The sequence below is a fragment of the Brevibacillus sp. NPDC058079 genome (assembly GCF_042885155.1).
GTDB lineage: Bacteria > Bacillota > Bacilli > Brevibacillales > Brevibacillaceae > Brevibacillus.
This window is the reverse complement of record NZ_JBHVSO010000007.1, coordinates 352,404-373,738: the sequence shown is the minus strand read 5'-3', so window position 1 is coordinate 373,738 and position 21,335 is coordinate 352,404. Positions and strand designations below refer to the sequence as shown.

At 37.6% G+C, this 21,335-nt stretch carries 20 protein-coding genes and 2 tRNA genes; 3 read left to right on the top strand and 19 right to left on the bottom strand.

The window, feature by feature from the left end:
• Window positions 1-64: 64 nt before the first annotated feature.
• From ACFVS2_RS22235 to ACFVS2_RS22195, 9 genes are all read right to left on the bottom strand, one after another.
• A complete protein-coding gene (locus ACFVS2_RS22235; protein WP_390237791.1) occupies window positions 65-1,408 on the bottom strand; it encodes a hypothetical protein in 1,344 nt (447 codons plus the stop codon).
• 487 nt (window positions 1,409-1,895) lie between these two features.
• On the bottom strand, window positions 1,896-2,240 hold the full coding sequence (locus tag ACFVS2_RS22230) for a hypothetical protein (protein ID WP_390237789.1): 345 nt from the start codon (window positions 2,238-2,240) through the stop codon (window positions 1,896-1,898).
• 136 nt (window positions 2,241-2,376) lie between these two features.
• Window positions 2,377-2,955 (bottom strand): hypothetical protein, encoded by a 579-nt coding sequence (locus ACFVS2_RS22225; RefSeq protein ID WP_390237787.1) that lies wholly within the window; start codon window positions 2,953-2,955, stop codon window positions 2,377-2,379.
• A 27-nt stretch (window positions 2,956-2,982) separates the two neighbouring features.
• Window positions 2,983-3,333, bottom strand: coding sequence for a BC1872 family protein (locus tag ACFVS2_RS22220; protein ID WP_390237785.1), 351 nt, complete (start codon window positions 3,331-3,333; stop codon window positions 2,983-2,985).
• 10 nt (window positions 3,334-3,343) lie between these two features.
• On the bottom strand, window positions 3,344-3,703 hold the full coding sequence (locus tag ACFVS2_RS22215; RefSeq protein WP_390237783.1) for a DUF6075 family protein: 360 nt from the start codon (window positions 3,701-3,703) through the stop codon (window positions 3,344-3,346).
• A 123-nt stretch (window positions 3,704-3,826) separates the two neighbouring features.
• On the bottom strand, window positions 3,827-4,315 hold the full coding sequence (locus ACFVS2_RS22210; RefSeq protein ID WP_390237780.1) for a hypothetical protein: 489 nt from the start codon (window positions 4,313-4,315) through the stop codon (window positions 3,827-3,829).
• A 15-nt stretch (window positions 4,316-4,330) separates the two neighbouring features.
• Window positions 4,331-5,119 (bottom strand): vWA domain-containing protein, encoded by a 789-nt coding sequence (locus ACFVS2_RS22205; RefSeq protein WP_390237778.1) that lies wholly within the window; start codon window positions 5,117-5,119, stop codon window positions 4,331-4,333.
• 107 nt (window positions 5,120-5,226) lie between these two features.
• Window positions 5,227-5,778: a DUF3267 domain-containing protein gene (locus tag ACFVS2_RS22200; protein ID WP_390237775.1), complete on the bottom strand. Its 552-nt coding sequence runs from the start codon at window positions 5,776-5,778 to the stop codon at window positions 5,227-5,229.
• A gap of 465 nt (window positions 5,779-6,243) precedes the next feature.
• Entirely contained in the window at window positions 6,244-6,570 is a 327-nt protein-coding gene (locus ACFVS2_RS22195) for a hypothetical protein (protein ID WP_390237773.1), read from the bottom strand.
• Window positions 6,571-6,702: 132 nt separating this feature from the next.
• On the opposite strand from ACFVS2_RS22195, the gene ACFVS2_RS22190 reads away from it, so the two are divergent.
• Window positions 6,703-7,122 (top strand): hypothetical protein, encoded by a 420-nt coding sequence (locus ACFVS2_RS22190; protein ID WP_390237770.1) that lies wholly within the window; start codon window positions 6,703-6,705, stop codon window positions 7,120-7,122.
• A gap of 329 nt (window positions 7,123-7,451) precedes the next feature.
• Here ACFVS2_RS22190 and ACFVS2_RS22185 read toward each other — a convergent pair whose 3' ends face one another.
• The 6 genes from ACFVS2_RS22185 to ACFVS2_RS22160 form a co-directional block, all read right to left on the bottom strand.
• Window positions 7,452-8,237: a S1 family peptidase gene (locus ACFVS2_RS22185; RefSeq protein ID WP_390237769.1), complete on the bottom strand. Its 786-nt coding sequence runs from the start codon at window positions 8,235-8,237 to the stop codon at window positions 7,452-7,454.
• Between the two features lie 237 nt (window positions 8,238-8,474).
• Complete coding sequence (locus tag ACFVS2_RS22180) at window positions 8,475-10,091, bottom strand: RNA-binding protein (protein WP_390237768.1); 1,617 nt, start codon at window positions 10,089-10,091, stop codon at window positions 8,475-8,477.
• A gap of 1,173 nt (window positions 10,092-11,264) precedes the next feature.
• Window positions 11,265-11,337 (bottom strand) — tRNA-Ile (locus ACFVS2_RS22175).
• A 1,042-nt stretch (window positions 11,338-12,379) separates the two neighbouring features.
• Window positions 12,380-12,452, bottom strand: a tRNA-Met gene (locus ACFVS2_RS22170).
• A 246-nt stretch (window positions 12,453-12,698) separates the two neighbouring features.
• Window positions 12,699-13,754 (bottom strand): ketoacyl-ACP synthase III, encoded by a 1,056-nt coding sequence (locus tag ACFVS2_RS22165; RefSeq protein ID WP_390237767.1) that lies wholly within the window; start codon window positions 13,752-13,754, stop codon window positions 12,699-12,701.
• A 34-nt stretch (window positions 13,755-13,788) separates the two neighbouring features.
• The gene (locus ACFVS2_RS22160) at window positions 13,789-14,082 is read right to left on the bottom strand and encodes a hypothetical protein (RefSeq protein ID WP_390237764.1); all 294 of its coding nucleotides are present in this window, start codon (window positions 14,080-14,082) and stop codon (window positions 13,789-13,791) included.
• Between the two features lie 98 nt (window positions 14,083-14,180).
• Here ACFVS2_RS22160 and ACFVS2_RS22155 point away from each other — a divergent pair, with 98 nt between their 5' ends.
• Together ACFVS2_RS22155 and ACFVS2_RS22150 are read left to right on the top strand one after the other, a co-directional pair.
• The gene (locus ACFVS2_RS22155; RefSeq protein WP_390237762.1) at window positions 14,181-14,996 is read left to right on the top strand and encodes a ribose-phosphate pyrophosphokinase; all 816 of its coding nucleotides are present in this window, start codon (window positions 14,181-14,183) and stop codon (window positions 14,994-14,996) included.
• Window positions 14,971-16,632, top strand: a complete 1,662-nt coding sequence (locus ACFVS2_RS22150; protein WP_390237760.1) for a nicotinate phosphoribosyltransferase — start codon at window positions 14,971-14,973, stop codon at window positions 16,630-16,632. Before ACFVS2_RS22155 ends, ACFVS2_RS22150 begins: the two co-directional genes overlap by 26 nt.
• A 154-nt stretch (window positions 16,633-16,786) precedes the next feature.
• Here ACFVS2_RS22150 and ACFVS2_RS22145 read toward each other — a convergent pair whose 3' ends face one another.
• From ACFVS2_RS22145 to ACFVS2_RS22130, 4 genes are all read right to left on the bottom strand, one after another.
• Entirely contained in the window at window positions 16,787-17,767 is a 981-nt protein-coding gene (locus ACFVS2_RS22145; protein ID WP_390237816.1) for a stalk domain-containing protein, read from the bottom strand.
• Window positions 17,768-17,935: 168 nt separating this feature from the next.
• The gene (locus ACFVS2_RS22140) at window positions 17,936-18,796 is read right to left on the bottom strand and encodes a TIGR02452 family protein (RefSeq protein WP_390237758.1); all 861 of its coding nucleotides are present in this window, start codon (window positions 18,794-18,796) and stop codon (window positions 17,936-17,938) included.
• Window positions 18,797-18,845: 49 nt separating this feature from the next.
• Window positions 18,846-19,511, bottom strand: a complete 666-nt coding sequence (locus ACFVS2_RS22135; RefSeq protein ID WP_390237756.1) for a hypothetical protein — start codon at window positions 19,509-19,511, stop codon at window positions 18,846-18,848.
• A 393-nt stretch (window positions 19,512-19,904) separates the two neighbouring features.
• A complete protein-coding gene (locus tag ACFVS2_RS22130; protein ID WP_390237754.1) occupies window positions 19,905-20,570 on the bottom strand; it encodes an adenylate kinase in 666 nt (221 codons plus the stop codon).
• Window positions 20,571-21,335: the final 765 nt, after the last annotated feature.

Below are 21,335 nucleotides of genomic sequence, written 5' to 3'. Positions count from 1 at the left end.
TCTTCACTCGAAGTTGGGTGGCGGATTGTCTTGTGATGTAGAATCACACTCAACACATTTATTTTTAAAGAATAGAAGGATCTCTTGGGATCGCTACGTACTCCGAAGTTTTCAATTGTAGTTTGCTTTTTAATTCTGTTGTTGGTTTTGAATAATTGCATTCATACCTCTCGATCAGATATGTCCAAATTTGATTCAAGTGATGTTTCTTTTGTTTCTCTGTTAATTCTCCTACTTGTTTTTCTAACACCATACTTTTTGTCACGTATTGCATTTGTCTGATAACTCCAAGAAAATTCAACTCAAGTTGGTGTTGCACTACTTCAAGTCGCTTTCCTTGTCGTTTTTTATTCTTTTGGACAGTTTGCACATATACAGTATCTGCGAAATCGATTCCAAACACTTTGCTCAGTACCGTTTTGCTCAGGTTGGAATAGCGAATACCGTTTTTTTCTAACAAAATAGCTCGTTCTTCGGCTTTCTGAGCAATTTCCTCAAAGGAGTGAACAATGTAAAAGCTCACCATATTTCCAAGCCCTCTTTGTTCTGTAATTCTCGCTGACTCTTTTAAAAACAATGGATGTAGCTCATTAGATGGAGCTTTTTCTATGAAGCCCAAAGACGCAAATAGGTTCAACAACTTCACAACTTTCGAAGATGTGTAAATACCTAAGAAATTCGCAATATGGGAGTTCGAAGCGAAAAACAAGTTTTGACCGTGATAGGAATACTCTTTTTTGTGGATATGGAGCGTTCCCAACGCATTCATTGATTCTAACAACGGAATAAATTCTTTTAAATACCGATGCAATCCTGGATACCGCTGTTCATTTTGAAGCTCAGACTTGATGAATTGATAATTCCGAAGGTATTTTTCTTTTTGTTCTTTTTTCCAAACCTCCTCCATAAATCGAATCGAATAGATCTCCAAGACCTTATCTATAGCTTCCATCGTCGAAATTCCATACATGATCTCAACCAGGTCAAGAAAATCAAAACTGACTACTTCTCCACCTTTCTTTTTAGAGAAATAGCGATAATGACCACTCTTATTCTGACTAATCCAAGCGTAATTTCCAAAGATAAACTTACAAGGAAAATAAGTATTCAGAGGGATAGATGGTATCATGCATTCACCAATGGGGAGTTGAGATAAGAACCCAAATAGTTCATCGTAGGATTCAACTTTCACCACTCCACCCATGTGCTTACGGAGCAATTTGAAATCAAACTGGCTTGAATACGTTTTATTTTCACTCTGAACCAAACGCATTTTTTCTGTTGGATATACTCTACGGACAATATGTGGTTGGATCTTCTTTTTCTTATGATCCTTACGCTCATAGTCCTTCATTGTCATATAATAGAATAATCCTGTTGTATCCAAAATGTCCGACAACGCATGCATTCCTTTACACCCTCCTTCCCTGACTTTAGTCAATTTGTTTATTATCGTTGTCTATAGTCCACGAATTCATTATAGCATAGCTTTTTTAATTCTCCAATCACTTCGTTATCAAAAAACACGCACTATTTGTTTGGCGATATTCTATGAGAACAGAAATACACCCCTTATATTTAACAAGGAGTGCATGCAGTCTGAAAAAGAATAGAAGGTAATTCTAATTAAGAATTAGTGAAGTTTATGCATGTCATAAATTCTTAGTCTGGAATCTTTACGAGATTCAACTCGAAAGATTCTAACAGCCACCTAATAGGATAGAAACTTGACTAATTCTCAAGATTACGTATTGATGCTATATTATAGTCACAAATTTCTGCTTCATAACAAAGAGACAGAGGAATTTAGATCCCCTGTCTCTTTTGCATTTGGCTATTCTTTTATGCGTTTTACCAAGATGTCTTGTAAACGATTTATTTGCAATACGTTCTTATTATTCACCATCCGAATTAACTTCACTGATAAGGACAAGTTCGCCATTACCCATATGAATGACACTGGAATCTGGAATCTCATCAAGTTCCAGGATTTCCTTGATTTCTTCCAGTGAAGTGAAACCAGCGGCTTGACTGGTTAGATCATAGTAAGTTATTTCGTACACAACTTCGTCTTCGGTTGAGCCAAATTGATTAATGTATACACATTCATCTACCAATAGGATTACTCGATCATTAGGAATCTCATCAATTCTCAGAACCTTTTTAATTTCGTCGAGAGAATGATATCCACATGTATTACTCGATTCCTGATAATAAGAGATTTCAAATTCTTTGTTCAAAGACGATTCTCCTCTCAACCCCTTTTCGACGTGGAGGGGTTTGATTTAAACCCCCACGTCGGGGTGAAAGTTATTCTTTTATTCAGTTATCACACAAGATGTCTCACTAAAAGAACGAGTGTGATTACTCTGTATTCTATCCTGCCATCTTTTGAACTTGCTGCCTTTGCTTTAGTGTCCATGTGTTACCAACATAAAGCTTTGGATTGAAGTCTTGTGTATAGAAAAGATCGTCGATTTGATATAAACCTTTCTCCGAGACATAAACCAGCCAATCTGGATTCTCATTGCACACCGCATAATAACCGTGACGAAGACAACCCGCCAAATTATCAGTTAAGATCGCCATTCGAAGAGTTCCATTTGGTTGAACGTACTGATCCTCTGGAACAATGAAGCATGCATCGTTCTCTAAATAATAAGCTGCATCGGACTCTGTAATTTTCTCTGCATCAATATATAGGACAGCTTCTCCATCAGGAACTACCCTGCAAACCAATCCTGTTCGAAAACGAACAATATCACCAACTTTTGCATTATGTTGTACAAAATGCTTAACATCCAACTGATTGCCAAGTTCGAAAATTTGAAAAGGCAATGAATCCAATTGATTACCCTTCTTCTTGTAATCCTCTATCTGCTGTATTACTTCCAATTTAGAATCAACTATCTCAGCTTTATTAAGGTCTGTGCGAACTATAACAAACCGTGCCATGCAGCATCCACCTTTCTACTATTTGAGTTATAAACCTGGAACAATTCCGACTTTAGATAAGCAAGCATTACATATTGCCATAGCAGGTGTTTCTCCGTGAGCAAAACCTTGCAGAACACCTCGATCATCTACACGAGAAATCTGCCAAGCCCATACTTGGGTATATGTTCCCTTCATATAGTGAAGGGCATATCCCTCTTCAAATAAACCAATAGCTGTAGCTGCTTCCATCGCATGATCTAAGGACAGAGATGGCTCAAAGGCGCGAACACCCCCGAAATCCTCTGTAAGACCAATTGAATTTTCAGCATCAACTATCCGATCTCTCATGTTTAATACATGAGTAGCGATTTGTTTATCAATCACAACTTTACGCATTTCTATCCTCCTAAAAGAAACGGTATTCCAACGCGGATAAATAGACTCGTTTCATTTCTTTGTCAACATTAGCCATTTGATTAAATGGTGATGTGGGAACACCTAACATCTCTACTCCATTGAATAGATTGTTTGCCAATCTAATCATGATTTTTTCCCCTTGAGAGAAATTAGCATGGTTCACGCCGTCAGGATTGAGATACCCACCTTGAAAATTAACAAGAATTTCAAGTCTGTCTTTCAAATTTGGTAATGCCGTCAAGACATACAGCGCAACTTGAAGTGGTCTATTTCCTGTTGATGCTTTTGCCTTTTTTAAGGAATAGATAAATGTTTCTTCGTGTTGCTTACTAATAAAAATTAATGCCATATAAAAGCACCCCTTTAATATAAAATTCCCTCTATCTTATGCAGTTGGTTCTTGAGAAATAAAAAGCAAAAAAGTGGTGAACTCGTTAGATTGGCTTCTATAAAACAAAAACAGGGAACTCACTTAATAGAGTAAGCTCCCTGTTTTTTCATCGATAAAACTTAACGGCATGAATGGTGGCAATGCGATTTTCCCTAACAGATAAGATGGTTCTTCTTGTTTACCATCTGTTTTACCTTCTTCTACTTTTACATAGATACGTACCTCATTAGCTCGTATCTCTTGCCGAACAAATGTGATTTTCTTATGAGGAGATTCAACTCCTAATGAAAGTAAGACCACCTCATCTTTTTGAAAAACACCACGTTCGTCTATCATGTCTTTTGCAAATTCTCGATGATCCCTCTTTAGATCCTTTAGGTCAACGGGAGCGAACTTACCTATTTTCACAGGCGGCAAATCCATACCATAGACGCCTTCAATAACATGAACCTGACTCTTCTTGTCATACGTATGCGCTGGAGAATTTGCTTGTAAATAAGGAATTCCCCCAAACGCCAATGCGATGATCCCAACAATGGTTACAAGATAGACAATCAGTCTTTTACTCATAGTAGATCTTATGAATTATCGCAGGATTCCTTTTTGTCGAGCCAATTGCTCCCAACCAGGATACTCATTCATTAAGCGAGCGTACAATTCTTCATCTGAGATGACATTAATATCATTAAGTTTGAAGAAGTTCGCATTATCAATCACACGACCAGTAAGATCATCAAGTTTTTGCAAGAATTCGAATCGTTCATGACCAATACCAATGAACTGCCAGAAAATGCCGTAACGTGATGCTTCCTGCATCATTTCTGTCGTATTTCTTTTGTCATCATTATTTCCATCTGTAATAAAAATGACAAATGTTGGGAGATGCGACGGTTCTTCCACAACATACTTTTGAAAAACATCCTGCATGACGGGTGCATAACTCGTTGTTCCCCATAATTGATTCTCTCGTTTCCCCATGATTTCGCGATCTACATATTGATAAAAATCACGTTCAGAAATTGATTCCAGTCGTTTATATCCATCATCAAAGAGCCATACATCCAACTCTCCGTTATCATCAAGACGAAGTGCTACTGGAAGCAGTCTTTCAAGAACAGATTGAACCGTACCGTCTTTAAATTGAGGACGCATAGAACCTGACATATCCATTACGACGGCAACCCTTGCTCGACTACTAATAGCACCGCTTTTTTGAAGAACGAGAGTGAATGTTTCTTTTCGAAGATTAAGCGTTTGTACCGCCTGTTCCTTAGTCAAATGGAGGGTATTTCCGAAACCTTGTTGTGATGAATTTGAAAAACCTTGATTTCCTTGATTATTGCCTCCACCAAACATTTTTTTCAAAAAGCTCATTTATTTTGTCCCCTTTCGGCATCTTGCCTAATCAAATTGGTTTCTTTACAGACAACAATACACTTAACATTGTTTATAGTCAATTGTTTTTAAGTAAAACCACCTTTTCATTCATAGATATTCATTTTGATAGTTAAAGCATCGAAATTGATTTTCACTCTTGAATGATGTTTGGTTAGCAACTGAAAGGAAACGTACATATCAATTGAACTCCCCATCGCATTTAATGCGATATTCGCAAACAAAAGAAATGGCATCGATATTAATGGAAACATAAGTAGAAACCCACTTGTCAATATCACCAACGGTGATAAAAGGATCACAAGCATTTCCCATCGCTTGTAATATACTTTTTCGTTTACTTGATGAATTACAACCGCTCCTACAGATTTTTCACGGCTTACCTTAATCCGTGCCTTACCTCTTCCGAATAAGAGAAAGAATCCAACATGAATGTACTCATGTATAACAAAAGATAAGAGCATTGTCGGAATGATTAGCAGAACCTCCCATATTTTATCTTTCTGCAAATACTCCGGAATGTCTAAACCTAAAAGAATCATCGATAACCAGCACACCAGAAACGTCCCTATTCCGCCAACAACTATCCCAGTTGAAATACTGGCATTTCCTCTATGGATTTCCCCAATTTTATTCAACTCTCACTACCTCCTTACCATTTATTATGTAAAAAGAGCTTCCCCAAAACGGAGAAGCTAACAGTCACATTTGTTCATACGTTTGTTTCACTTATTGGGGGAAATAAGCAAAACGATAATCGATCAAATTAAATCTCTATTCTTTGTGGGGGAACGAAGAATATCGACTTGATCGATAACAATACTCTTGTCTTCCTGTGTTTTTACTATCGGGGGATAATAAAACACAAAAATATGAGCTGGTTTCTACTGAATATGAGGGATACTCAGCGTTTTACAAAACAAGTGTTTGTGCATGCATGCAAACACCTTGTATGTTACGCTTCCAGCCAATGCTTTATAACACAGAATGCTGTCTAAAACAAAGAGAAGCCCTTCTCATATGTCGATAAAAGACTTCTCTTTTCCCCATTATCATTAACAACAAAAAATGAGATAGTAGAGATCTAACCAACCATTCTTCTTTTACTCTACAGGTTGAAACAATTCCACTTTCAAGAACGTGTATTGACCACACAATCTTTGAAGCTCGTTATCATGTTCTTTCATATGTTCTTGATATTGGTCAAAAGTGAATCGTGCTTTTTGGGCATTCATAAATACTGTCAGCGTTTTCTTGTAAACATTAATAAATACAACCAGGCTCTCTGCTCCTTGAAGATAATTGTCTACTCTTGTAGAGTCTTCAAATTTCATTCGTTTTTCATCCTCACGAAGACTTTCCAAGTTTTCAATAATTTCATTTTTCAATAATTCTAAGCTGGATAAACGTTCTAATAGAAGTTGTACCATGTTTTCTCCTCCTTTCTTGATAAAAACAAGTTTTCAATTAAATGAAACTAATAAATGATATGTACCCACCATATAATTGACAACGTAACTCTGGTCGAATGACTTAGGATGGAAGAAAGGAAGGTTATCGATATGGAAATTAAACGGAATAAAGTCTTATTTATCACTCATGAACAAAAATTCAATTTGTTGAGTATAGCCACAGCAAAAAAAATCTCTGCTCTTATTCATGGAGAATTATCTCTTTTTTATGTTGCAAATACCCCTATTCATGACCAAATTAGCCAAATATCAAGTATTCAAGAGAGCATGTCCGAAGGAATCGGATCAGTTTTTTATGTTCATGAAAACACTTTCGAAACTCAAATGATTCAAGCGCTACAAGAACAGCAGTACCCGTTCATACTTAGTGAGCAATATAGTATAACAAAAACGAATCTATCGAAATTCCTTCAAGAACAGGAGAAGCATACAACGTATCAACAGATACTTCTTCCTGGTGATCATATTCTTTTCGCAAATGAACGAATCTGTACAGAGGTATTCGCATGACGATTGAAACTGGGAAAGGGACGTATAGACATCAATAGCCAATGCGTCCCTTTTTGTGTTATGGCAATTCCATTCAAACGCTCTAAAAGATCCTCATTTTACTCAAGTTTGTTCCAATGGTATTTCTGGTTCAATCGGAGCTACATTCAAATCTTGCATTGCACCAAGTACCTGCATATGTGGTACTATTTCGTTTCACAGGAAGAGCTTTTACTTTAGCAACTGCGCGATTGAGATTCTACAATGAGGCTGTTATTACGCAAAATAAAAAAGGACACCACTATGTTTATAGTATGTGTCCCTTTTCTATCAAATTGAAACGAATCTCCCTACATATATTCAATTCGATTTTCTGTTAAAAAGGCTTTTAAATCCGAGAACTTTACCAAGATACCGTATCCCGATTCATTTCGGTGTCCAATCGTTACACCAATAATTTTCCCTTCCTGATTGAATGCAGGCCCTCCACTGTAACCAGGATATGGTTTGCAAGTTGTGATAATTCGGTAGTTTTCACTTAGAATATTGTCTTTATCAAAGCCAAGCCATATCAGTTTTGATAATGAGCTTATACTTCCTGAAACCTCATGAAATTCTTCTTTACGTTCAAAATTATTACCAACCATATTTATTTCTGTATCAAGAGAAACGTGATCAGCAATTTCAAAGTAAACATGATTTACTACGGTTGTTTTTAAAACAGCAAGATCTCTCTTTTTATCCACAGCAACAAGATCTGCTTTCATAAGGACTCTATTAGTTCCATCTTCGACTTGAAATTCTACATCTTCTTCAATATTGTGCTCTGCGGTAATGATGTACCCATTTTTTATAAAAAAACCAGTACCTGCAAAGCCTAAGTATTTAACTCCATACGAAGAAATATAGTTTTTGTAAATCCGTACCGTTTTGCTGATATGAGGTTTGTCAATGTTAACCTCCAGTTGTTCACCATCTACATACATTTTAAAAACATTAGATTTGTTTGGAATACCGTATACTTCAACGGTCTTGTCGCTTTTCGTATCCACTTCTTGCGCTACTGCTTCTGTTGCTGGTACAAACAAGAACAACACCAATACCATAGCAAGAGTAAACGAAACTATTCTTTTCATCTAATATTCCCCCTATTAAACTGATTTCATTTCTGACAAAAACAGTCACCTTGTTTGTTTAAAAGTTGAAATATTCTATGCAATATATATCTGATTCATTATTTTTTTAACAGTCTTTTTCATCTACAAACATCTTGGAATTCTGATAACAAAACACACCTGATACCTTTCATTTACCCTCTGGATGATATGATCAAACTAAAAAGAATCGGCAGAATTTCTACCGATCCTCCTTTGTTACAACACAAGTTTCTCAACCTCTGAAACTTGACCAGATTTCCCTTCAATGATGTTTTTCACCAATCCAAGGAGCCGATCAGAATACCCCGCTACTTGGACAACAGAACGGTCTTTGGAGATCGTGATACCATTCGGACAAAGTTTCCATACAATCAGCTTCGCTCCTTCTGGCTTATTTGTTCCGATCCAACGTCTCTCCAGATTATCCGCCTGCTCATTATCTGTGATTAGGATAACGTACTTCTGTCCTTTGTAAACATTCATCAATTGCTCAAAGTATGTTCCATAACCAACATCCGTCCTTGCAATCTTACGAGCCATATCAAACACATCCTCTTGCTTAGCAAGGTCAACAGGCTTGATATAGGTCGCGATAGCATGTACATCGGTTTTAGCGTGTGACTTCTTGAGCATGGCTCCAAAAATCGTTGAAACATCACTCGCAAACAAAGAACCAGTGTCCGTTACTGAGTTACTCTGCATAGAACCTGATGTATCAATACCTACCAACAAACTAAGGGAATTATCAATCTCAAACGTTTGTTGTGCTACTTTACGAAGAATGTTACCAATGGCTCGCTTAAACTCTGGCGTAACTACCATTTTTTCTGCATTGAGCAATGCAAATGGTAACATATTGGACTTACGGTACATTTCAACATCCTCTATTTTCTGAACAACCGTCTCGATGAGATCTTGAGGAATGTCTGTTTCCACAACTTGTATTTGGGCAAAGCGCATTTGTTTTCCATTTTTTTGAATCACTTTGTCGACCCTTCCAAAATTATCTGCATTCGTTCTCAATGCAAATACTCTCTCTAATGCCACAAGGTTTAAAATTAATGCTGAATAATTCAAACCTTTATACATTGCCGAATACAGACTCCTTTTTTGAATGTGATCCAAGTTTGCCGTAGCGTGTTTCAGCTCCTCCAGTTGCAAGCGGTTTGCTTCAATGAGGGCAAATACCGTGTCATTAAGCGTCCCTTGCTCCATGAACTCAATGACTTCTTTAAGAGCTTTAGCTCGGGAGACGGTTAGTTTACCTTTTGAGATATACTCCATATAGCACTGAAATTCTTCAGGAGCTTCTTTGCTATTTGGACGAGTCACCTTAATGATTTCATCAAGTTTCCCCTTATTGCGAGAAACTTGATATTCATTGAGGTGCTCTTTCAGCCAATCATTCACGACTTTTTTGACTCCACGACCAAGACCTTGACGAATTCCGCCTTTACGTGCGATCTCTATGAAGTCATGAAGCATCTTAGGATTACGGATGATTCGTGAGAACGCCTTTTTAAAAAGGGCTTTGTCCTCCAGTGTAGACAAATATACCAACCAGATCGTTGGGACAAGTTTCAAACTGTTTATGTTGTTTCCGTAGACAGCCGCTTTCGTTGCAAATTCAGGACATTCACGCAACGCCTTCTCGAAAAGGCTTTTCCCGTTTTTCAATACTTCCGCTTGCGTTTGATAAAAGTTTCCGTTTAATAGACCAAGCGAGAAGAATTCTACCAATTGTTCTTTAAAAGACAATAGGTAGGCAACTCCACCTTCATGAGTCGTTGTTTTCATTCCTGTCATTTCTTGTACTTTATTGATTGCTACCATAGGATCATCCTCCTCGAAATTTTGATTTGCCTCATGATCAGATGAACTGATTATGTTGGCTATGTAGCATGAAAGTTAAAACTGTAAGCCTGAATCTGGTTATGTTAACAACTCCATTAGAGTTGTATATGTATTAAAAGAGAAAACAAAAAGAGAAGCATTAACTTCTCCTTTCACTTCTATTCATTAAGCAAGAACATACAAGGAAAAGGGGAAAAGACAGCATGCCTTTCGGCGTTCACTATACCCAATAATGTAATGTAGTCTTTTCAGCACCTCGTATGCTGACTCTGCTTAATTGCTCAAGTAGGGAAAAGGATGTTAAGACAACGGTTGTTCGGCACAATTGCCGAACGGTCAATGTTTTCACCAAATTGAAATAGTTTGTAATGTAGTCTTAACTGCACCCCACAAAGCAGGATTCTATTCGATTGCATTGCTTATAGTCATATTGTAATTCATCTTTTGACTATTGTCAATTTTTTTAAATATCTACAATTGCTTGCTTTAGAAGACTTTTATTCGCAGGGAAAATAGTGTAAGACATAGGTTCGCCAAGGTTGGCGAATAGCATGTTTTCATTATTTTGGATACGATTTTGGATACGAAGCAATGTAGTCTTACTGGCACCCCGCAAATTGTATTGAGAATGTTAATATAGATTTGAGTTTCTCTTTTATTCCCAGTTACCCATATTTTTCTCGACATTCTCCTATTATTGATCCGTCTTTTTTGGTATTTCCGTCAGATCTTTTACTTTTCCATCTTCAATGAAGAAGAGATACTCACCTTTATTAGTTGTCACCTGATACCTATCTAATAATTTATTCCACCCAAAAGAGATGACTGTTTCTTGTTTTGGAGCGAAGTAGGTATTCAAGATTTCTTGATTATCCTCTTGATTTTTAAGATGGATGACATTGCTGATTACAAACATCAATAGAGCAAGCATTAATCAAAAGAGAATCACTGTACTGGGACAACCCTTTTCCTTTTTTTCTAATTCTTCAGTTTCAATCAAATCGGTTTTGCTCAATTCTAACGCCCTTTCCATCTGCAAAATTCATTTCAACTTTAACTGCCACTAAAAAAATCTCATATAAAAAAGCAGATTAATTTCACTCTTGAACAACAAATCTTCGGTGAAACTTCTCTGCTTCATTTTCAAAATAGTGGATCCTACAGGGTTCGAACCTGTGACCATGCGGTTATGAGCCGCCCGCTCCACCAACTGAGCTAAGGATCCAGAATATATAGAACTACTATTTTCAGTTTTTTACCTGATGGTATTAACGAATGTGAATCGTAAAACGGGAATCACAGAATCGCATTTCAAACATCATGTAGAAAAAGTTTACTCTAAGACTCCCAAGGGGTTCCCCAACCTGATCCACAGTCAGGCGTGTTTGACCATTCCACCCAACGCCATATTAAAATGGGCAGGTTTTCCTACCTTCTGGGAGATAATTGTCGTATAGATATCTCTGTTCATCATTTTGTAAGTTTCTTTGTTAAAAATACAAGTCGTCAAACCGCATGGTTGCTATCTCCACCTTAGTAGCAGTAGGAACGTATTGGTTAAGCGTACTGTGTAAACAGTAGGCACCAATATTCGCACTGTCTTTTCATGCAGAGGGGTGAACGCTAACTCCGACTTGCTTGGGACTTCGCGGTACATACAACCATGTGCCGTGAGCTGTATGGTTTTCGCCAAGACCTATCCCAAGTTTTTTCCCACATTCTACTCTCCAAAATAGGCACATTTCACATTTAAGGAGCAGGGAGCGGTATGTAAAGGCTTTGAACTCGTAAGTTACCAAAGCCTGTATGATTGGCATTAGGCTCCATTAGCTTCTAATGCCTGTTCACTTCTTATGTCATCTTCATCCCCACCAATGAAGTGTTTCCATGAAGTCTCAACACATACACTTGCTATGTAGTGTGTTCTTGCGGAGAATGTCACTATCGACACTCATCCACCTTCCTCACGGAGAATCCCTGGAACCAATCCCGAAGCAAGGGAGATTAGCTCAACTAACCAAGAATGATCGACTGCTTTAGGCTTTTAGAGTCCCAAAAGTACGATCTATTCGTTTGATTCCTCATCCTGATCCCCGCATTTACAACCAATTTTGGGAGAGATCAGATGAACACTTGATTCTGGAAATCGAATTTCTTCTGTATCTTATAAAACTATGGTTCTTGGAGGTTGTGAACTTAGCGCCTTATTCATTAAATACGAAAATGACTCTGCCACTTAAAATCTCCTCTCTATGTTTGTATCTAAGTGGATCCTACAGGGTTCGAACCTGTGACCACGCGGTTATGAGCCGCACACTCTCCCTTCTGAGCTAAGGATCCAGAATTTATGGAATACCCGATGAGATTTGAACCTCCGAAGTCATAACTGCCAACAGATTTTCAGTCTTCCTTATTCAACTGACATCGATACAGGTGTATATACGCAAGCAAAAATATTATACATCTAATCTTGAGACAATATTACTATGATTATTGACTATTGTCAATATACTTTATATATTTTACTCGCTACAGTCTTGTTCTATGTAACAAAAGGGGAAAACTCCCTTTTGTAAAGTAACGTTCTTATCTTCTAAACAACATGCCGCATGTAGTTTGACCCGCTCCTACTGACCAAAGAATAAACAAATCTCTCTCCTTGATCAGTTCATTATCAATAGCATGATGCAAAGCAAATAGTGGACTACTTGTTCCTGTGTATCCATAACGATCTCCGACATAAACAAACTTCTCCAATTTTTCATCAAGTAATTGGCTAAATAATTGACCTGCTTTTACACTTACTTGAGAAATGAAGTATCTTTGGACATCGTTTTTCGTGTATCCATGTGTAGATAACAAGTTTTCCATTAGAATCTTTGAATCTGGTGCAAGACGAAGAGATTGATAACCTGAAATCATTGCGATCATTCGATCTTCCATGGATGTTCCTGCTTGAAATGCCTTAGACAAACCACATCCTGGCAAACGCATATCCTCCACTCCAACAGAATCTGTATGGTAGGCAGAATCGATAAATCCTCGATTCATCACATCTGTTCGTTCAAGCAAAACGGCACATGCGCCATCACCAAATACACCGCGATTGATTTCATCTGTTTTTTTGGCGTACTGACTCATTTGTTCTGAACCAACCACAATTGCACGTTTGATTTTTGGATTACTTTGCATAGTGCGAATGACTTGTTCGATTGCAACAACCATCCCTACACAGTTTGCATTCATGTCATACACGGTACATTCGGGCTTCCCTTGAATCGCTTTGTGTATGAAAGCAGCATTGGCAGGGATGATATACTCTGGTGTTCCCGATGAGAATACAATGGTGTCAATTTCCCTCCCCTTTATTCGTTCTTTCTCTAAAAGCTTTTTCGTTGCTTGAATTGCCATACTTACCGATGTTTCTGCGCCCTGCTTATCCAGATATCGATCTTTTCTACCTATGGCATCTAAAAAATAACCGATATCTTTCCCATACTCCTTAAACTCCTCTACTAACTCTTCGTTGTTTACTTTATGCTCAGGATGATAAATCGCTGTGCTTTTAATTATGACTGACAATACTACTGCCCCTTTCTCTATGATGATTTCCGACATAATAAAAAACCGCCGATTTCTCAACGGTTCTCCTAATAATCGTTTTCTATTATAGAATTTAGGCGTTTATGATATTCGTCATTTCCTCTTCGGTGTTGACAAACTTACCTGTGAAATTTGACTGACACCGTTCAAAAATTGGCAATATCTCTGGTTTAAACGTCGAGAGTTTTCTGCAATCAATAACAATTGACCATTCCGAGACTTGTATATTCTTCAACTTTAATTCTAACCCATCTACTGCTTTTTCAGTCGCTTCTGGCTCCGCAAAACCCTCTAAATTGATGCGATAGATTTTGGTTGCTTGATTTACATTAAAGGTTCCTTTCATGTTGCCGAATTCAACAAACATGTATAAGGATCGTTTTAAATATTATTGCTTATAGTCATTTTTTCAATTATATTTGCTTATAGTATTATGTACTGATAATAAACCAGGAGTTGAAAAACATGATTTCAATTAACGGCACAACACTTACATTCAATACCTTTCCAAATGCTGAAACGTTAGTTGATGGAAAGCAGATTTTGAGTTTAATTCAAACTGGAGAAGAAAATATCGTTGTTTTTAAGTATGAAGACGATACCGATCTTATGAAGTTATTTTTTGTCAAACGTTTTTTGGATGATTGTAAAGCAAAAGCATCTCTTCTCATTACTTACATGCCATACAGCCGAATGGATCGGAAGGAAGGCGATTCAGTTTTTACCTTGAAATATATTGCTTCCTTCATTAACGATCTGGCATTTGAATCTGTTCGGGTGATTGAACCTCATTCAGATGTCACACCTGCTTTAATTGATCGATGCATTCCAGAATACCCCACGCTAAACTTGCTCACTAAAGCAATGGAAATTGTTGGATTTGACAAAGAAAGAGATTACCTCTTTTTCCCTGATGCTGGTGCTCAGAAGCGATACGGAAAAGTAAGTGGAGTGAAACAACTCGTTGGCTACAAGGAAAGAGACTTCCAAAGTGGTCATATCAAACAGTTGCAAGTAGTTGGTAATGTAGAGAAACCGGGCTTTAAAGTAATCATTGTTGACGATTTATGCTCCAAGGGAGGTACTTTTATGCTAAGTGGCACCGAGCTACGAAAAATTGGTGCTTCCGAAGTGCATTTGCTTGTTACTCATTGCGAAAAGACCATCTTTAAAGGTGATCTCTTGAATACAGATGTCATCAACACTATTATCACAACCGATACCATCTTAGATGGAAATACGCATGATAAAATGATTGTTTTCAAAGCTTTTAACAATTAATCATTCTGACGATCCATATATTCAAAAAGCAAACAAACAATTAAAAAGGAGATGTCATTTTATGACTACCATTATGCCAGTCATTAACAACCCAAAATTCCAGCCTCAATATACTTATAACTATAATCCTTTATTGCTTTGCGACTTTTACAAGATCGCTCATCGCGTTCAGTATCCAAAGGGAACACAAAAAGTGTATTCCACTTGGATTCCAAGATCGAGCCGCTTGAATAGCATCAATAAGGTTGTAGCATTTGGTATTCAATCTTTTGCAAAAGAATACCTGATCGACTATTTCAACGTGATGTTCTTTGATCGTCCGAAAGAAGAAGTTGTCTATGGGTATAAAGAATTTATCTACTTCACTTTGATTAATCCTGGAAATATCGCAAACTTGTCGGAAGATTTATTGGAACAAGGCGTTCAGGATGTGGATTCCGATCACATTGCAGCTCTTCACGATCTTGGATATGTGCCATTGAAAATCAAAGCAGTGAAGGAAGGAACGCTTGTTCCGATCAAAGTTCCAGTAATGACCGTAGTGAATACAATTGATGAATTCTTTTGGGTTACGAATTACTTTGAAACCCTGTTCTCCAATGAGAACTGGTTGCCGATCACCGATGCCACCATTGCTTTTGAATACTTGAAGGTATTCATGAAGTATGCTGACCTCACATGTGATGACAGAAGCGCTGTTCCGTTTCAAGGACATGACTTCTCCATGCGTGGAATGGCATCCTTGGGCGCGACAATGGCTGGTGGAGCTGGGCATTTGCTATCCTTCTTAGGAACAGACACGATTCCTGCGATTATGCACCTCATTCGCTTCTACAATGCGAATATCCGAAAAGAGATTGTCGGAACATCCGTAAATGCGACCGAACACAGCGTTATGTGCGCAAACGGAAGAGATGAAAAAGCTGTTATCAACCGCTTGATCTCTGAGGTTCATCCTTCGGGCATCGTTTCTATCGTAAGCGATACGTGGGATTTCTGGCACTTAGTCACACACGTATATCCATCTTTAAAAGATCAAATCCTGGTTCGAGATGGGAAAGTAGTTATTCGCCCTGACTCTGGTAATCCCGTATTGATCTTGGTGGGTGATCCAAAGGCTGATACAGAACATGAGCGCAAAGGTTTGATCGAATGCCTTTGGGAAATTTTTGGTGGAACAGTAAACTCCAAAGGCTACAAAGTCCTTGATAGCCACATTGGTGCGATCTACGGTGACTCTATTACTCTTGAGCGCCAACTTCTCATTTTGCAGGGTCTGATGGACAAAGGATTTGCTTCCAGCAACGTTGTACTTGGTATTGGTTCTTACACCTACCAATACAATACCCGTGATACATTTGGATTTGCCGTAAAAGCAACCCACGTTGTCATCAACGGTGAAGAATTCCAAATTTATAAAGATCCAAAAACAGACAACGGTATGAAGAAGTCCCTAAAAGGAATGGTTGCAGTTGTTGATAAAGAAGGATCAATTGGATATATCGATAACCTTTCTATCGATGAACATGCACAATATGCTGACGTTGATCTACTTGAAGATGTTTTCGTGGATGGAAAACTCGTTCGCGATCAAAACTTGAGTGAAATTCGTCAGATTCTTCACAGTCAACTATAAGTATTTCTTTAAAAGGAAGTCACCTAACTTGAAAGGTGGCTTCCTTTTTGCATCTCAAAAGTGAATGAGTCATGTTTCACTCTTACTAAACTATCTTTCTTCATAACGTAAAAAAGAAGGTCGCTAAAAAAGCAACCTTCCGTCTTCTCAACTTTTATTTTGTGATAAAAATGGTTTGTGTTTCATCGAACCAAATGGCTTTTGCTCCCATTTTCTCGACAACAAATCGCAGTGGAAGCATGATTTGTTTCTCTTTGATTTCTGGTGCAATCGGCATTTGAACGGGTAAACCTTCAATCACTGCCGTCTTGTCACCAGCTTTGAATTCCATATATTTACCATTAATGTGTACGCCAATAATTCCTGTTTTTTCGTCAAAGCCAATGGTTGAATCTAATCCTTCAGCAATAAAACGGAAAGGAATCATGCTATTCCCCTTGCTCAGATATGGTGCGGCGGAAAGTTTACCGACTTTTGTCACCATTCCTTTTCCTGTTTTATTCGGTTTTTGATAATACCCAATGGTTGATCCGATTCGAACAATGACCTCAGTACCACCTTGCAATTGTTCAGGTGTTGTTGGAATTGGATGAGGATTGGTTGGCTTTGTTGGAGTTGTTGGTTTTTTATTGGGGTCTTCAATAGAAATGTTTTCTGATTGGAACGATTTCCGAACTTCTTTCACCTTCGACTTTCCATTTTGTTTTGACTTCTCCTCCAATTCAGCATATACGCGCAACGTATATTCCCCTGCTTTCTTAGGGTTGCTCAATCCCGCATCTTTTGAAATTTCGATGCTAAAATCTTCATCTCCAGAAACGCCCTTTGGTGTAACGATGGTGATCGTTTGTCCTGAAACCTTGACATCTTTTGGCGTTTTCCCATTTATCAAAACATCATCGTCATCTATCTTCTTAGGCATTTGCCATTGGGAAGAGAATGTAATTTTGATGTTTTTACCACTTACTAAATAAGCATTCCCCGTAGGAACCTCAAACTCAACTGAACTATCACGATCTACCTTATAGTCGGATAAAGATACGTCAAAATCACCTTTTGTCTTAGCAAAACCAGGGGAAGAAATTGCTCCAAACAATATAATTGCTGCCAGTATTCCTACCCACATTTTTTTCATTTTCACTTCTATACACCTACCTCTCTTTTTTGTTTATTATCATCATTCTATTCATATGTTTTTTCCTCTATAATTTCTTTCGACTGTTTAGATTTGACCTTCATCTAAATTTTGGAAACTATAAAACCCCTTCCTAAATGGAAGAGGCTTATTGAGTCTTTGATCGTATTATAGATTTCGATTGGATAATACCTGCACAAAGGGCAAAAGATTCTCTTTTGTAGGGCTTGGATCGTAAACCGCGAAAGTGATTTTCTTGAAAGAATGTTTAAAACGTTCATCTTCCAGCACTTCTTTGAACAACGTAGCAATGTCCTTCGGTTCATTTTTAAATACACCACAACCAAAAGCCCCTAACACTACTACTTCTTGTTGATGAAGGATCGCAAGGGAAAGGATTTTCTCGATTCTTCTTTTCATGACATCCAGGATCATATGTCGATCATTCCATGCTTTGTCCTTTACAACTCCAGCATTAACTGCTGGTGCTGTAATAAAGGAAACCGTATAGAACTCATCTAAGAGTTTCCCTGTATCGTCCTTGAAAACAGGAACATCTGGAGAGAAAATCATATAATCAGAGTAGAACCCAGTAAGCACCTGACGATTGTGATCATACATCTCTCGCATTTGTGAAATACAAGGGAATAACCCTGATGATCTTGCAATGCTTTCCTCTTGCGCCGATGCCCCTTTCTTAAATCCACCACCAGGGGTTCTCGCAGATGCGAAATTCAAACATACGACAGAGTTTGCTTGTTCTTTTGTTAACCTCTTTGTTGCTTCCAATGAAGTTTCCGAGGTCACTTCAATAACCGTTTGAAAGGAAGGTGAATACTTTAAGATTTGTTTTGTATCATATTCAATTTTCGATTCCATATCAGGTCGATACAAGACAGAATTACGAACTGCATTTTCAAGTATATTCGCAACTTCCACTTGATTCCCTTTTGAATTTTGATAACTTCCCAATTCAAGGATTCTCAAGGTATCTTCTGCAATCTCAACCATTTTCTCTCGCTTACTCATATCCCGATCTCCTCCTATTGTAAGGTTAACATGGCAAGGTCATCGACATTTAGACATGATCATAGGTCGTATCTCTTTCCTTCGCCATTTTAAGAATATCTTTTACAATAAATCGTTCTTCATCTTTCAACTTCGTTAGATCCGCGTAATCCTCACAAGTCATGCAATACCTATCGATCCGCCCGTCACATTCAAACATCTCAAATTCTTCGTCGTTTTCAATTGCTTTAATATCTTTTTCAAGTAACTCAAACTCATTCTTTAATAGTGGTTCGGTCAAATAACCCTGAGAGCAATGAGGGCATAACAAAATATAGAATCGTTCAGCAATTCCTTTCTCAACCAAAAAATTCTCTAATTTTTCAAGCCTTTCGTTGCTTTGCGCAAATTTATAAAAACTATTAAAATGCTCTCCCACACGAAAATGAATTAGGTGCTTATCTAATTTAAGTTTTGTTTCTTCGCTCAAAAAATCAATTTCTTTCAAATCAGGATAATGATGAATTCCTAAAATCTGAGGAAATTCCTCTACTTTTTTCGCTTCAATGATTTTTCCAATTTCAACACTCAAATATCTATGCTTCACATCACGTAGTTGCTCTTGTAACTCTATTAATTCATGACGAGTTAAACTGTTCAAATCTTCTATATTAATCTCATCTAAAAACTGCTTAAATTCAATATACTTATTTAAAATCCGAATGCGAATGTCCAAATTAATACCTCCGATAATATTGATTATAGTCAATATCATATCATTTGTTATCTATTATTGTCCAAGTAAAAAGAGGAGGAGTTTAATCCCCTCCTCCTCCACATGATGAACCACAAGATGAGCCACAAGAAGAACTCCCTCCATGGCTCGAATCACCACCCATCCCGCCGAATACGCCATGCGATCCTGTTGAGCCTACCGAGCCATGACCATTGTATCCCTTTGATTGCTCCACTGGATAACCGCCAGTTATGGTTTTGTAACAAACTCTGTATATCTTTTTAAGTAGTTTTCCAATACCCACAATGACTAAGAAGCAAATCGCAGTAGCACAGAATAATGAAAATAAAACTAAGTCACCTGGGCCTGATCGGATAAACTCTGCGACATCCTCTAACATTGCTCTCCACCTATCAATCGCTCCTTTTTCAATACAACTTGCACGCGATCATATAGTTCTTGTACAGAGCAATCAACTTTTATGCTTGAAAGCAATCCTCGTTCTTTGTAGTAAGTGATAATTGGCTTCGTAGTAGAATGATAGATATTGAGACGGTTCTCTATATGTTCAGGCTTATCATCTTCTCGTGTAATCAAATTTGATCGACAATAATCACACAATCCTTCTCTTTTAGGAGGAATGTCTATTTTATGATAAGTTGCCTGACAAGACGGGCAGACTTGACGATGCATTAAACGATTTAGAATAATGCTATCATTAACATCAAGATGCAAGACAAGATCCAATTGCATACCTGTTTCCTGCAAAAAAGTTTCAAAAGCATGCACTTGAGGGAGATTTCGTGGAAACCCATCAAGTAAGAATCCCTCTTTCATTTCAGATAGAGCCTTCTTCACCATCCGAATCGTGATATCGTCTGGTATGAAGTTACCCTGATCAATTAGTTGTTTAGCTAATAAGCCAAGCTCTGTTCTTTTTTGTATTTCAGCTCGGAATACATCTCCTGTCGATAGATATGGAATCTGGTACTCTCTCTTGAGGAATGTGGATATCGTTCCCTTTCCCGCCCCAGGTGCCCCTACAAGAATGATATTCATGTATCTCCCTCCAACTATTCCATTCAAATTGTATTGTTTCGCTATGAAGAATACTCTCTCTAAGAGCCGTCGAGTTGAAGCTGCACTAATTCCGTATTGTTTTGCAACTTTTCTCAGGTCACCCTTTGTTTCTTTCTATAAAATTCCATATCAAACTTTCATGCTAATCCAATGTATTATAAGGATTCAGGCATCAGAAATAGTTAAATTAAATTGCATGGGAGATACCAGCGATTAACTATGCTTTCAAAATATATCGTGACCAGTTCTTGTTTAATTGGTTTTTTACCTCGTTCAGCCAGCAACCAACCAAGGTTTATAATATACATTGTGACAAGCGACTGTCCGTATAACCGAACTTCTTCATGAACCAGCAATCAACCAAAGTTTATAATATACATTGTGACGCGCGATATAGAACTGGCTTTTGATATTTTACTACCAGCAATCAACCAAGGTTTAAAATATACATTGTGACTACTTTCCCATTCACGCTTTATGCATATTTTATGAATGAATGATCGTTCACACGGTTTTTGTGTGTGAATTTTCAATTCCTCATTAAAGAGAAATTACCTTATCGAGCGGTATGCTTTTTTAATTACACAAGCACCCTTCTCGACTTAAAGACAACCTGGATGCCTTTAAAACTATTTTATAAAAGCAAACCTATTTACACAGTTTATTCAGTAACCAAACGAAACTTCTGAATATGCTTTTTGACTTCTACACAAGGAAACGTGTTGTCAGATTCACGTTCAAGCA